General features: G+C 61.0%; 14 protein-coding genes. 6 read left to right on the top strand and 8 right to left on the bottom strand.

Features of this window, described 5'->3' with window-relative positions; genetic code table 11:
* The first annotated feature begins 64 nt into the window (after nucleotides 1–64).
* From WDN02_RS14300 to WDN02_RS14310, 3 genes are read left to right on the top strand one after another with little or no spacing between them, the layout of a single operon-like run.
* On the top strand, nucleotides 65–877 hold the full coding sequence (locus WDN02_RS14300; RefSeq protein WP_337294132.1) for an SDR family oxidoreductase: 813 nt from the start codon (nucleotides 65–67) through the stop codon (nucleotides 875–877).
* Between the two features lie 56 nt (nucleotides 878–933).
* Nucleotides 934–1,311, top strand: coding sequence for a hypothetical protein (locus WDN02_RS14305; RefSeq protein WP_337294133.1), 378 nt, complete (start codon nucleotides 934–936; stop codon nucleotides 1,309–1,311).
* A 52-nt stretch (nucleotides 1,312–1,363) separates the two neighbouring features.
* On the top strand, nucleotides 1,364–2,257 hold the full coding sequence (locus tag WDN02_RS14310; RefSeq protein ID WP_337294134.1) for an alpha/beta hydrolase: 894 nt from the start codon (nucleotides 1,364–1,366) through the stop codon (nucleotides 2,255–2,257).
* Nucleotides 2,258–2,284: 27 nt separating this feature from the next.
* On the opposite strand, the gene WDN02_RS14315 is transcribed toward WDN02_RS14310, so the two are convergent.
* The 4 genes from WDN02_RS14315 to WDN02_RS14330 form a co-directional block, all read right to left on the bottom strand.
* Nucleotides 2,285–2,620: a glutathione S-transferase C-terminal domain-containing protein gene (locus WDN02_RS14315; protein WP_337294135.1), complete on the bottom strand. Its 336-nt coding sequence runs from the start codon at nucleotides 2,618–2,620 to the stop codon at nucleotides 2,285–2,287.
* A 196-nt stretch (nucleotides 2,621–2,816) separates the two neighbouring features.
* Nucleotides 2,817–3,326, bottom strand: a complete 510-nt coding sequence (locus WDN02_RS14320; RefSeq protein WP_337294136.1) for a hypothetical protein — start codon at nucleotides 3,324–3,326, stop codon at nucleotides 2,817–2,819.
* Nucleotides 3,327–3,333: 7 nt separating this feature from the next.
* On the bottom strand, nucleotides 3,334–4,077 hold the full coding sequence (locus tag WDN02_RS14325) for a lytic murein transglycosylase (protein WP_337294950.1): 744 nt from the start codon (nucleotides 4,075–4,077) through the stop codon (nucleotides 3,334–3,336).
* A gap of 270 nt (nucleotides 4,078–4,347) precedes the next feature.
* Nucleotides 4,348–5,058 (bottom strand): glutathione S-transferase, encoded by a 711-nt coding sequence (locus WDN02_RS14330; protein WP_337294137.1) that lies wholly within the window; start codon nucleotides 5,056–5,058, stop codon nucleotides 4,348–4,350.
* 203 nt (nucleotides 5,059–5,261) lie between these two features.
* On the opposite strand from WDN02_RS14330, the gene WDN02_RS14335 reads away from it, so the two are divergent.
* A complete protein-coding gene (locus WDN02_RS14335) occupies nucleotides 5,262–6,653 on the top strand; it encodes an NAD-dependent succinate-semialdehyde dehydrogenase (RefSeq protein ID WP_337294138.1) in 1,392 nt (463 codons plus the stop codon).
* Between the two features lie 39 nt (nucleotides 6,654–6,692).
* Here WDN02_RS14335 and WDN02_RS14340 read toward each other — a convergent pair whose 3' ends face one another.
* Both WDN02_RS14340 and WDN02_RS14345 read right to left on the bottom strand, forming a co-directional pair.
* Nucleotides 6,693–8,234 (bottom strand): cation:proton antiporter, encoded by a 1,542-nt coding sequence (locus WDN02_RS14340; RefSeq protein WP_337294139.1) that lies wholly within the window; start codon nucleotides 8,232–8,234, stop codon nucleotides 6,693–6,695.
* A 67-nt stretch (nucleotides 8,235–8,301) separates the two neighbouring features.
* Nucleotides 8,302–8,691 carry a MerR family transcriptional regulator gene (locus tag WDN02_RS14345; RefSeq protein WP_337294140.1) on the bottom strand — a complete coding sequence of 130 codons (390 nt, stop codon included), beginning with the start codon at nucleotides 8,689–8,691 and terminating at the stop codon, nucleotides 8,302–8,304.
* 77 nt (nucleotides 8,692–8,768) lie between these two features.
* Between WDN02_RS14345 and WDN02_RS14350 the strand changes: the two genes are divergently transcribed.
* A complete protein-coding gene (locus WDN02_RS14350; RefSeq protein WP_337294141.1) occupies nucleotides 8,769–9,806 on the top strand; it encodes an aldehyde reductase in 1,038 nt (345 codons plus the stop codon).
* 9 nt (nucleotides 9,807–9,815) lie between these two features.
* On the opposite strand, the gene WDN02_RS14355 is transcribed toward WDN02_RS14350, so the two are convergent.
* Entirely contained in the window at nucleotides 9,816–11,135 is a 1,320-nt protein-coding gene (locus WDN02_RS14355) for a dienelactone hydrolase family protein (protein ID WP_337294142.1), read from the bottom strand.
* 3 nt (nucleotides 11,136–11,138) lie between these two features.
* A complete protein-coding gene (locus tag WDN02_RS14360; protein ID WP_337294143.1) occupies nucleotides 11,139–11,768 on the bottom strand; it encodes a helix-turn-helix domain-containing protein in 630 nt (209 codons plus the stop codon).
* A gap of 151 nt (nucleotides 11,769–11,919) precedes the next feature.
* Between WDN02_RS14360 and WDN02_RS14365 the strand changes: the two genes are divergently transcribed.
* Entirely contained in the window at nucleotides 11,920–13,518 is a 1,599-nt protein-coding gene (locus WDN02_RS14365; RefSeq protein ID WP_337294144.1) for an oleate hydratase, read from the top strand.
* Nucleotides 13,519–13,568 lie beyond the last annotated feature (50 nt).

Consider the following 13,568-nt stretch of genomic DNA (forward strand, 5'->3'; position numbering starts at 1 on the left):
GGCCATCGATTCCTTTTGGACGCACTGTAACACGCGAGCAACTTCGTGCCGAAGGAGCCGGACTTTGAAGAACGAATCGCTAGTCATACTCGTCACAGGGGGCACCCGCGGCATCGGCGCGGCGATCGCGGCGCAGCTCCACGAACGTGGCCATCGCGTTTACGTGACCCAGCGCGCCCAAGTCGAGAGCGGGCAACAGGATGGCGTACAGGTACTGACTCTCGACGTTACGAGCGCCGCATCGGTCGAAGCTTGTGTGCACGGACTGCTACGGCGCGAAGGCCGCATCGATGTGCTGGTCAACAACGCCGGCTACGACCTGTATGGCGCCGTGTTCGAAACCCCTTGGCATGACTTCATGGACCAGCTGGACACGAATTTTCTCGGCGCGGCGCGGATGGTCCAGGCCGTGCTGCCGCGCATGCTCGAGCAACGGTCGGGGCGTATCATCAATATCAGCTCGATCGGGGGCGAGGTTGGCCTTCCGATGAACGCAGCCTACTCGGCCAGCAAGTTCGCTCTCGAAGGCTACACCGAGTCGCTGCGGCAGGAGCTACTGCCGCTCGGCCTGTATGCCTGCACCGTCAGTCCGAGCCCGGTTGCCTCCGGCCCTCATGATCAATCGATCCGGGAAGTCAGCGCGGCCGACAACCCCTTCGCCCAGCGGCGAGCCGAGTTGGTCCAACGCATGCGCCGCGACGCCCTCACCAGCCGCACCCGGCCGGAGGATGTGGCCGCCGCCGTCGTGCAGGCAGTGCACGCCCGAGCGCCGGCGCCGCGCTACCGCGTCGGCGCGCTCGCCCGCTGGATACCGCGCTTGAAAGGCTGGCTGCCGGACACGTTGTTCGAGCAATTCATGCGACGCGCTTTCCCTTGATCTCTCAAGCCCATTCATAGGAACGCCGCGCCGCCGGCTTGATTTGGAGAATTACCGTGATCATCGTCGACCACATTCGCACCGTTCTATTGGTCAGCGGCGTTTTTACATTGGTGCCGATTCTTGTGCTTCTACTGCCGACGCGCGGGCCCAGACTCTTGTTCGGGGTCGACGCGCCCGATGGGGTCGGAGGCCTGCTGACGCGGCATTGGAGTATGCTGGCGTCGAGCCTGGGAGCGCTCTTGATCTACGCTGCTTGGCATCCAGAGCTTCGTGCTCCGTTGATGCTGGCTGCCGGCATCGAGAAGGCTGGGCTGGTCGGCTTGATCGTAGCCGATTGGAATAAGCCACATACCGCCGGCATGCGCCCAATCGTAATCATCGATTTGGTTATCGTAGTGATCTATGCCGTCTATCTCCTTCACTCATTTTGATCACATCTGGCGCTCTGCCGTCAGCAGAGCGCGTGAAAATGCGAGGGTGATCATGGTTGACCAAAATGGATTCGATTATACGCGCCACTGGTGGCCGGATCAGAAACCTGAGTTTCTGTCGTTAAAGCCCACCGGGCCGAAGGTCCGCTATCTGCAGGCGGGTCAAGGCCCGGCGCTAGTCCTGCTGCACTCGATCCGTACGCAGCTCGACTTGTATCAACGGGTGATCCCAAGGCTCATCGATCACTTCACCGTTTACACGTTCGACTATCCGGGGTTTGGCTGGTCGGAAATCGTGCCGGGAGCCGACTATCGGGAGCCGGCGATGAGACAGCATGTCGTGGATTTCATCGAACGGCTCGACTTGCGCGACGTCACGCTGGTCGGCGAGTCGTTGGGCGCCACACTGGCACTGACGACGGCAGCGGTGCTCGGCGACCGCGTGAAACAGGTCGTTGCCTTCAATCCTTATGACTATCTGCCGGGTGTGGAGCGGGCGAATCTCCTCGCGTCGGTCATTATCAAGAGCGTGCGCGTGCCGCTTATCGGGCCGGTTTTCGCCGCCATGGAAAGCCCGGCCACTCTCGCCGGTATTTTGAAAGGTGGTTTCTACGACCCGCGCCGCATGCCGTCGGACTTTATTGACGAACTGGCGAAGGGCGGGAAACGGCCGGGTTATTCAAGCGTTGCGCGTGCTGTTTATAGAGGCCTTCCGAGCTATGTCGCGGCGAGAGCCTATTACGCTCAGATCGACGTCCCGGTCACGCTGGTCTATGGCGATCATGATTGGTCACGGGCGGCCGAGCGCGAAGCAAACCTCGCTCGGATCAAACACGCAAAGATGCTCGTCCTCAAGGACGCGGGCCATATTGCTTCGCTGGAAAGGCCAGAAGAGTTCGCTCGGATTCTTATTGAGACATTATCAACGGCACCTACCGTTGCTTGAAGAACGACGGGCCGATGCATATGCCGCTTAGGCGGCGGCACTCGGGCGTTTCGATACGGCCTCGTACCAGCGCGCCACGTTGATCGCTTGTTCCGGAATTCCCATTTTGAGAGCGCCATTGGCGAAATCGACCGCCACTAGCGCGGTGATGTCGGCGGCGGAGAAATTCTCGCCCGCCACGAAGGATACTTCGCCCAGCCGCGTGTCGAGATCGGCATAGAAATCCAAGACCCGCTGCCGGCTGCGCTCGGCCAGTTCGGGAATCTGCTCATAGGCATGCGGCCCGGCCAAAGCCTTACCTTTCAGGCCAGCCACGGCGTTGCGCACGGCTTCCATGACGGCGGCGAAGCCTTCGAGTTCCATCCCGCTCCCACATGGCGATGACGCCCTTTTCTTTCGCCGTTGCGCCCAGCAGCGGCTTTTCCGGGAAGGCTTCGTCGAGATAACGCATGATGGCGGGCACCTCACCGATGGCGGTGCCATCCTCCAGCACCAATGTCGGCACTAGAGCCGGCGGCTCAGTTGTCAAAATCAAAATGCCCCGACCTGAAATCCCTGTCTATCGCCCCAGCAACATCGCCACGCGCGCTGCGAGGAGTTTGATGACCAGTAATGGCGGATAGCGCTCGGCGCTCGGCACGTCGCGGGGAAGCACGGTGCCGGCTGGCTTGAACTTCGTGCAGATCCGAAGTTGCAGCGGCGAGACGTCGCCGTGAAATCGCGCGCGATAGGCCGTGACCCAGAACGGGCCTCTGTCGAAATTTACGAACATTGCCGAATTGCAGCACGTCGCGACAACCCGGTTCGTGGCCGACATTTCCTTGAGCTTATAGCTTTTCAGCAGGTCCGCGCCTTTGGTGCAGGCGATGCGGTCCTTGCGATAAAGGATGTAGGGGGTGCCGCCATCGGGATCAGCCACAATGACCGCATTCGGCAAAGCTTCGATCTGACGGGCGCCCTTCTGGCAATCGTCGCAATAGCAGACGGCGCTCACGATCGGTTTGCCGATCGCTTCAAGTTCAACGCGACCGCAGGCGCATGTCGCGGTCCGGATGGGTGAGGGTGTCACTCAGCCCTCAATCATCTCCGCCGTCGATCTCTTTGCCGACGATCGCGATGGTCTGTTCATAGACGGTCGCTGCATTCCAGGCCTGGATCGCCACGAAATTGGGCTCGCCCGGCTGATAGCCGGCGCCGCGCTTCCATCCATGCGCCTTGAGGTAATTCGCGGTCGAGTTCAGCGCCCCCGAGGGTGTGTCGAGATCGCCGACACCAAATTGGAGCATCGTCTTGGGCAGAAATTGCGTCTGGCCGATTTCGCCATGCATGGAGCCGCGCGTCTCGGCCGACATGCGCCCGTCATCGACGAGTTTCAGCGCCGCATAGAGCTGATCGGTGAAAAGCTCCGGTCGCCGACAGTCATAGGCGAGCGTCGCGATGGCCGAGAGCGACTGCTGGTTGCCGTGCTGGGTGCCGAAGCCGGATTCCATGCCCCAGATGGCGATCAGCGGCCCGGCCGGGACGCCATATTGATTTTCGATCGAGGCGAAGAGGTCGGCATGCGATTGCTTGAGCTTGCGGCCGCGCGCCGCGATGATGGAGGCGCCGCGCTTGGCCATGAAGGCAGGAAGCGACAGGCGGAAGCTTTTCAGCCCACGGTCGGCGGCGATGGTCGGATAATTGTAGTGGGTCTCCATCAGGGCGCTGACCCCGGCGCTGCCAATGCCCTTGGCTTTCGCCTCGTCGGCGAAGGCGCTCTTCCAGGCCTCAAACCCGCCAGGGCCGGTGCCGCACTGGGCGGCCTCTGCGGCGCGCACCATCAAGGGCAGGGCGGCAAAGGCCGCGATTAAGCTTGTGGTGAGCCGGCCGCAGTTGAACATTGAACCTCCTGTTTAGAGCGTTTTCGAGCGAAGTGGATACCGGTTCGCGTGAAGAAAACGCGTTGAAACAAAAACCAGAGCAGAGGACGTTCATATGGAATCGCCCAGCGTTCTTATATCTTTTTAACCGCATCGGATTTGTCCGAAAACCCGCATCGCTGGCGATCTATCGCAACAGCGAGATCGTAAGGCACTTTTCGGTCCGATGCTCTAGCGCTCTGCACCGAGGACTTTGCGCAACGAAGCCTCGATCTGTCCGCCGCAATACGAATCTCCATAATCGATTTGCGCCTTCGCGGCCAGTTCGGCTAGCGGCGGCAGGCTGGCAATTCGCCGCGTCAGGGCGGCCGTCAGGGGCGCCGTTTCCTTGAGCAATATCTCAATCTCGTGGAAGCGGTCGGTCATGGTCGACCAGAGCGTCGCGGTCACGATGTCGGCGATGCCGGGTTTTTCGCCACCGAGCAGGAAGCCTGACTGGGCCTTCAGCCCATGCCGATGGCCGGTCTCTTCCCAGAATGACATCCACTTTTGCAGGCGCGGGGTGAAGTCGCGCCAACGCTTTTCCGTCCACATCTCGCGGCCGCCATCGAGGGTGATCTCGTCGATCACATCGTTGGCGTCATTGACGGTCTTGATGGTCAGCGCGCGCAGGGCGGCGGTGGCGGGTATGAGGTCCAGCGTCTCGCCCAGGTAAAGCACGATGGCCGGCATTTGCGCGATGGCGAAATCCGCCTTTTTGTCGATGAGCAGCGGCGGCCCCATGAAAGGGACCGGCATTTTGCTCACCGGGCTGTCCATCAGCTTTGAGATGGCCGCGTCGCCGGCTTCCGTCCACGTCTTTCCGGCATAGGCCAAGACAGCGCGCACGAACTGGCCGCGGAAGGGCACGGACCAGTAGTAGAGTTTATAATCAGTCATCATAGAGCCCACGTAGTTTGATGAATTTCAATTCTTATTAGCCCGTGCCGGCCTCGACCGCATTGCCTTCGATCATCGCAAACGAGGCGTGTCCGTTGATCCAGATTAAAGCGGCGCGGACATCTTCGTGCATTTGTAAAAGTGAATTGGCGGGCCTGCGCACAGCGCGACGCCGATCTTATGCTATTTCGCGACGGAGATGAGCGATGGCCTATACGAGCACCAACCCCTACACCGGCGAAGTGACGAAGACGTTTCACGACGCCACGGACACGGACATCGTCCAGGCCATCGAGAAAGCGCACGAAGCATTTCTGTCGTGGAAGAAGACATCATTTCCGGCGCGAGCGAAGATCATGCAGCGGGCCGCGGAGATTCTGCGCAGGGACAGCGACGCCTATGCAAAGCTTCTCACACTTGAAATGGGAAAGCTGATCTCGGAGGCGCAGGCGGAGGTCGAACTTTCGGCTAAGATTTTCGAATACTATGCCATCAACGCAAGAACCCTGCTCGCGCCGGAAAAGCTGCCGGTGGCCGATCTTGCCGAAGGCGAGGCCGTCTTGGTGCATGAACCGCTCGGCGTCTTGTTGGCCGTCGAACCGTGGAATTTTCCGTATTATCAGGTCGCGCGTATCATCGCGCCGCAATTGTCGGCGGGGAATACGATCCTATTGAAACATGCGGGGATCGTGCCGCAGTCCGCAGCCGCCTGCGAAAAGCTCATGCTGGAAGCGGGATTGCCGGAGGGCGCATTCAAGAATCTTTATGCCGCGCATTCGCAGATCGATCTTATCCTGCAGCATCCGCTCGTGCGCGGCGTCGCGCTCACCGGGTCTGAGGGCGCCGGCGCCTCGGTTGCTGTATCAGCCGGGCAGGCGCTGAAGAAATCGACCTTGGAACTTGGCGGCGCGGATGCTTTTGTCGTGCTCGCCGATGCAGATCTGGAAAAGACGGTCAAATGGGCGGTCTTCGGCCGTCATTGGAACGGCGGACAGGTCTGCGTCTCATCCAAGCGGATGATAATCGTCAAGGATCTCTACGATCGCTTTCTTGAGAGCTACACCGTCGGCGTCGCGGGCTTGCGGGCGGGCGATCCGTTCGATCCCGCAACGACACTGGCGCCGCTCTCTTCGCAAGACGCCGCCGACGAGCTGAAAGAAAGGATACAGCAGGCTGTGGCGCATGGCGCGACGGCGACCGAAGTGGGGCCTAAAGTGCCCAATCGTGGTGCCTTCGTACAGCCGACGATTTTGACCAATATCACCGACGACAATCCAGCGCGGAACTGGGAGTTTTTCGGTCCGGTGTCGATGCTGTTCCGCGCCGAGGACGAGGACGATGCTGTGCGGATCGCCAACGATTCCCCGTTCGGGCTAGGCGGATCGGTATTCACCTCCAACCCCAAACACGGGGCGAAGGTCGCCAAACGAATCTCGACCGGCATGGTCTTCGTCAATCATCCGACGATGGTGAAAGCCGACTTACCCTTTGGCGGCATCCGCAATTCAGGCTACGGCCGCGAATTGCTTGGTCTCGGCATCAAGGAGTTCGTCAATCACAAGCTCATTGATATCGTCGATATCGACGCACCGTTCTGATGCGTCGATAATCTCAGTGCGATGCCGATCTCGCGCCCCTCAGCTTTCTTCTATATGCTGGTCCGTCTCAAGGTTGAGCGCGACCTCGGCGAAATCGAGTTCCTCTTGCAAGACGATGAAAGCATCGGCACCGACGTGTCCTTCGACGCGGAGCTTGTCCAGCCGTTTGCGCTGTTTGCGCACGGCGGCGAGGCCATATTGGCGCTTCATCTCAAGCGGCGCCCGCTCGCCTTCGAGGATTGCGCCATCGCGCAGCGTCTCGAACTCGTAGCGCCAGTAATCGGCGGCGGGGCCGTCCTTGCCATCCAATGATGCGAGCGCAACGGTCGCCAGATCGACGCGCGCGGAATCAAGTTCCTCACCGAGGCCATCGTCGCCATCGAGCTGAAGCAAACGGACGAGCGGCCCCAGCGTCAGCCCCTGAATCACAAGTGTTGCCAGCACGACGGCGAAGGCGGTGAGCACAATGAGATCGCGCTGCGGGAACGAGGCCGGCAGCGCGAAGGCTGTGGCCAGCGTAACAAGCCCGCGCATGCCGGACCATCCGACCAAAATCCCTTGACGCAAGTTCGCCGGCTTCGCATCGGCGCGAAAGACGCGGTAGTGAATGGCGAGGCGATTGTAAGCGAGTACCAGCGCCATCCGCACGACGACCAGACACAGGATGACGGCGAGCGCGAACCAGGCCGCGTCGCGCAAGTGCGCAGGGGCCATGCCGCCGACGATCGTGCGCGCCTGAAAGCCCAGCAACAGGAAGGCGAACACGTTGAGCAGAAACACCGCGCTTTCCCACACCGCATAAGAATGGATGCGCATGCGTGGCCGCACCATAACCGCGGCGTAGCGAGCGATGGTGATGGTGAAGGCGACGAGGCAGAGGACAGCCGACAGACCGAGCCGATCGGCGATAATCCACACGCCGAAACACGTGACGAATTCAAGCAGGTTGCCGCCGAGCGTTCCAGTGACATAGGGAACGACGTATCGATAGAGTTTCGCAAACAGAATTCCGAGCAAAACGCCGCCGGGCGCCGCAATCGCGAGCCGCAGCGCCCACGCGCCATCGAAGCCGCCGAGATGTTGGGCGGATGTCGCTGCGCTGAAAAGGAGCAGGGCGGATGCGTCATTGAGAAGGCTTTCGCCCTTCAGCACGGCGATCGAGCGGCGCGGCATGTTGACGGTGCTGAGAACGGCCGTCGCGGCCGCCGCGTCGGGCGGGGCGACAATTGCGCCGAGCGCAATCGCGGCATAGAGCGGCAGTCCGGCCATCGCGACGCCAAGCCACGCAACCGCGGCGGCACTCATAAGCACGGCCCCGATGGCCAGCGCAATCAATGGGCGCCAGAGCCGACGGATCGTCCCAAGCGGAAAATCGAAGGCCGCATCAACGATCGCCGGGGCAATGAAAAGCACGAGGGCCGTGTGCGGATCGAGCCCAATCTTCGGCGCACCGGGGATCAGCGCCAAGCCGACGCCTGCGGCTGCCAGCATCGTTGGGTACGGAATGGCGAGCCGCCGCGACACTTGCAGCAGCAGGATCGCAACCGCCATAAGCGCCAGCAGGCTCTCGAAAAACGTCAAACCAAATTCCTCCACATGAGCGACTGCCAACAGCGACGTCGCCGCTTGCTAGAATGATAGATCATCTTCAAATTTGTTTTCGAAGGCGTTTGGGACTTTTGCCGCCTTCGCTTTCTATAATCAGATCGCGGAGCAGGGCTTGAAGATCACGGCGGCGTTTTTGGGCCTCGCGCAGATGCGCCTCGATCTCACGCAACTTCGCCTGAACATGTGGAATGATGACCTCCGGCTTCGCCAATTGCTCGAATGGCATCGCGAGGAGCGCGCTGATTTCTTTCAGCGAAAAGCCGAGGCTTTGTGCTCGTTCGATAATGCCGACGATCTTCACCGCGCGGAATTCGTAGTCGCGGTAACCGTTAGCGCTCCGGCTTGCGAGTGGCAGTAGGCCCTTGGCCTCATAGAAGCGCAGCCGCGAGGTACTTACGCCAGCGCGTTGCGCGACTTCGCCGATCCTCATTGCGGAACCTTCTTGACCTTCAACCAAGGTTGAAGGTTTAGGCTGCTTGCCTTGCGATGCCAAGATGGAGCGTGAAGTTGAGCAGAGTTCTGGTGACGGGTGGGTCGGGCTTCATCGCCGGTCATGTTATCGTCGCGCTTCTACGAGCGGGTCATGAGGTGCGCGCAACCCTGCGCAATCTTTCGCGCGCCGACGAAGTGAAGGCCAATGTCCGCGGCGGCGGTGCCGATCCGGAGCACGATCTTTCTTTCGTCGTGGCCGATCTCGACCACGATGCAGGCTGGGCGGAGGCGGTGCAAAGCTGCGATTATGTTCAGCATGTCGCCTCGCCCCTGCCATTCGAGGGACCGGAGAATGAAGAGGATCTGATCCGCCCCGCGCGCGACGGGACGCTGCGTGTGCTCAAGGCCGCGCGCGATGCGGGCGTGAAACGCGTCGTGCTAACCTCGTCTTTTGCCGCGATCGGCTATGGCCACGGCAATCGCGCGAAGCCTTTCACCGAGGCCGACTGGTCAAATTTGGCGAGTCCCGAAGTCGGCGCTTACCCAAAGTCGAAGACGATTGCCGAGCGCGCCGCCTGGGACTTTATCCAGAGCGAGGGTGTAGCGCTGGAACTCGCCGTGATCAATCCGGTCGCCGTCTTCGGGCCCGTGCTTGGGCCGGGCGCGGGAAGCTCTGTGCGGATTATCCGGATGATGCTCGATGGTCATATGCGCGTCGCCCCCCATATGGGCTTCGGCCTGGTCGATGTGCGCGATGTCGCCGACCTGCATCTGCGCGCGATGACCGATCCCAAGGCTAAGGGTGAGCGCTTTCTCGCCGTGGCGGGCGAGCCGCTGTGGATGATCGACGTGGCGCGCGTGCTGCATAAAAAATTCGGCACGGCGGCTGCGGCGGCGCCAAGACGGGAGATACCCAATTGGGTTGTCCGGCTGCTCGCGCCTTTCGTGCCAATGCTGCGTCAGATCGTGCCGCAACTCGGCATCCTGCGACGCGCCTCGAACGAAAAGGCTCGTCAGGTCCTTGGCTGGTCGCCACGGACGAACGAGGAGGCGATCGCCGCGACCGGCGAGTCGTTGCTGCGGCTCGGCGTGGTGAAGCCGCGCAGATCTTGATACGCTTGGTTATCCCGGCTTTCTCCGAATGCCATTCAACATCGTGGCGAGTTCGTCGCCGTGATGCTTCCTGATGAGCGCAACGGCTTTCATAAAATCCGCGTCTTTGGCTGCGTCTGAAACGGGAGCCTGATTAAAAATCTGATCTAGCCAGGGGAAGACCACGGGCGGCACACATTCCGGCGAATCGAGTTGGCAATGCGCCGCGCCGCCGTCTTCGCGCGCGAAAGCACGGATCGCCACTGGTGCCTTGAGACCGCGCAGAAAATCGAATGTATCCTTCAGCAGCGGCTTCGGCGCTTCGGCAATCTCGTCCTCGCCGATCAGGACGAGCAGCGGCACGTCAAGCTGGTCCTGTACGCTCCAAAGATTGTATGGCTCCCACACGCGGAGAAATTCCGCGGGCGTCTCGATCCCGAACGCCTCCTTCGCGCTCTCAAAGAAAAACCGCGTCGTGACGCTGAATCGGCAGAACGCATCGAAACCTGCATCGAGGATCCCCGGCGGAAGTTTCCAGAGGATCGGCGGCAACGCCATGCGCAAGGCGCCGGCGATATCGACGCCGAGGGTATCGGCGATCACGGCTTTGATACGCGGGTCATAGGCGGCGGCGCGCGGCGCCAGATAGCCGCCGAACGAATAGCCGATAATGGCAAGCCGCTGCGGATCGACATCGGGCCGCGAGAGCGCGTAATCGATGGCCGCACCGACAGGGGCCTCATAATCGGGCCGGAAGACGAGGCCGGGGTTCAGGTCAAGCGCGCCCGGCTGGCCGGGGCCTTCGAAGACCAGAGCATTCCAGCCGCGCGGGCCGCAGGCCTGGCCAAGCCACAGCAGAAGCTCCTCCGCAGTGGAATCGTAGCCGCCGAGCACGATCAATGTCGGCCCCGGCCTCTCGCCGGCGCTGACGAAATAGCCGGGCAAACTCGCACCTTCAAACGGGATCGCAATAATCTCGGTCCGCTCCGGCACGCAGGCGAGGGCGCGATGAAACGTCTCGCGGCTTGAGCGGCGGTGCGCGTGCCGGCGGCGATCGGCCGGCAGCGTGTAGAAAGCGCCCGTGCGATAATAAGTCGAGGCACGCTTCAACTGCTCGGCGGCGGAAATGCTGTCGCCGCTTTCCAGCGAACGCTCGGCCTCGCCAACAAGGCGCGCCGCCAGCGCGCCGAAGGCGCGCGTCCAGCTCTCGATATCACCGCGGCGGATTTGCGCGACGGCGGCTAAACATTCGCCGACGCCTGCGGCACCCATCGAGGCGATGCCGAGGCAGCGCATGGCTTCGAAATCGAAATTGCCCGCCGCGCCTTTGGAGCCAAGTTTGATTTGCATGCGCTACGGCCTGACGATGCGCTGAATTGTATCGATCACGCGCTGGCGGTGTGCTGCGAGCGCATCCTCGCGGGGCGCGGGATCGCGATGGAATGCATCGTCCAAGACGAGATCGACGGCGTCGATGAGAGCCATCAGCGTGTCGATGCCGAGATCGTTTCGCACGACGCCGAGTTCGATGCCGCGCTGAAGAAGCGATCTGTGAATCCGATGAACGTCATCGAAAACGTGCACAAGACGCGGGTTGGCCGTGCGACGCAAAGGCTGGAGTGCGCGCAGAAGCCCGACGAAGCCAGGCTCGCGTTCCGCCGCCGCGCCCCAATGTTCCAGAATGGCTAGCGTCTCCGGCCAGAATCGCGCGGGTTTGGCCGGGAGCGTATGCAGACCTGCCGCAGCCCCAACCCGCGCCGCCGCGGCCTCAATGACCGAGGCGAACAGATCCTCCTTGTCGAGGAAATAATAGAAGAACGAGCTTTTCCCCATTTTCGCCGCCGCAAGGATCGCATTGAGCGAGGCACCATCATAGCCATGCTGGACGAAGGCCTCAGTGGCGATGCCAAAAAGCCGGTCGCGGACTGCCGAATCGAGCCGGCGGGCGCGTTCTTGAAGGCTTGTACCGGTGGTGTGTACCATAGGTACATATAGGTTTGCAAACTCCCGAAAGTCAATCTCTGGCCGGCGGGAAGGGCGCAGAACGATTTTGACCCGGCGCAAGGCGGGCCGCCACGGACGCCGGTACCAGCGCATAAGCGTATTGCGCGGCTTTTAGAGAAGGACGAGTTCCATGCTTGATCGAGATCCCAAGGCCAGTCAGGTTTGGCTCGTCGGCGGCGGCATCGCCTCTTTGGCCGCGGCGGTATTCCTGATCCGCGATGCGGGCGTGCCGGGCGCCAACATCCATATCCTTGAAGAACTCGACATCGCAGGCGGGGCGCTCGACGGCGCCCTTTCTCCGGCGCAAAAGGGCTATGTCACGCGTGGCGGGCGGATGCTGGAGGACGAAGCCTATCAGACGCTATGGAACCTGCTCGAAACCATTCCGTCTCTTGAAGACCCGAAGGTGAGCGTGCGGCAGGAAATCCGCGATTTCAACAAGATGATAAAGTCTTATTCGAAGGCGCGGCTGATCGGCCGTGACCACAAGATCATCAATGCCAGCATCTATGGTTTGAACGCGCGGGACAGATTGGAGTTGTTGCGTGTTCTCGCGACGCCCGAACATGTCCTCGGCGCGCGACGCATCGACGATCTGTTCTCGGTGCATTTCTTCGAGACCAATTTCTGGCAGATGTGGCGCACCATGTTCGCCTTCCAGAACTGGCACAGCGCCATCGAGTTGAAGCGCTATTTTCTGCGCTTCATCCAGGAATTCTCGCGCATGCATACGCTCTCCGGTGTCCGCCGGACAAAGTACAATCAATATGACTCGATCGTCCGGCCGATCCAGAAATGGCTGCTTGAGCGGGGCGTCGATGTCCGTTTCGGCGTCCGGGTCACCGATGTCGATTTCGATCAGGTCGATCCGTCGCAGCGGCTGGTAACGCGGCTTCATGTCCGCGACAAATCCGGCGACTCGACGATTGAGCTTGCCCCGGACGATATCGCCATGTTGACGCTGGGCTCAATCACCGCCGATGCCACTTATGCCGGCAATGACACGGTGCCCGAGCTGATCCGCGACCGCCGCGATGGCGCATGGGCGCTGTGGGAGACGATTGCGAAAAAGGCGAGCGACTTTGGGCGCCCTAACACGTTCGACGGCAACATCGACGAAAACAAATGGGAATCCTTCACGCTCACCATGCATGGCAATCTGCTGCTGAAGCGGCTCATCACCTATTCGGGCAACGAGCCCGGCACCGGCGGCCTGATGACCTTTGTGGATTCTGGGTGGCTGATGTCGATCGTCGTGCCGCATCAGCCGCATTTTCCAGACATGCCCACTGATACTTATACGCTCTGGGGATATGGGCTCTTCATCGACGACGTCGGCGATTACGTCAAAAAGCCGATGGCGAAATCGACGGGCAAGGAAATCCTGACCGAATTGATAGGCCAGCTCGGCTTCGACGATATTCGCGACGCTGTTCTGGCCTCGACCGACGTAACCAGCGTGATGATGCCTTATGCTTCAGCCTTGTTCAGCCGCCGCATTCCCGCGGACCGACCGCTGGTGATCCCGAAAGGCAGCGCCAATTTCGCCTTTCTAGGGCAATTCGTCGAACTGCCGGAAGATACGGTCTTCACCGTAGAATATTCCGTCCACTGCGCCATGCACGCGGTGTATCATCTGTATGGCGTCGATAAGCAAATCCCGCCGATCTATCATGGCCTAACGGACCCGAAAGCCGGTCTCAAGGCCCTGAAAGCGGCGTTTCAATAAGTCGAAGCCGGTGCCGGTGCCGCAGATATTCCGCGGCACCGGGTATTGGC

The sequence above is a fragment of the Methylovirgula sp. genome (genome assembly GCF_037200945.1).
In the GTDB taxonomy this organism is placed as follows: Bacteria; Pseudomonadota; Alphaproteobacteria; order Rhizobiales; family Beijerinckiaceae; genus Methylovirgula.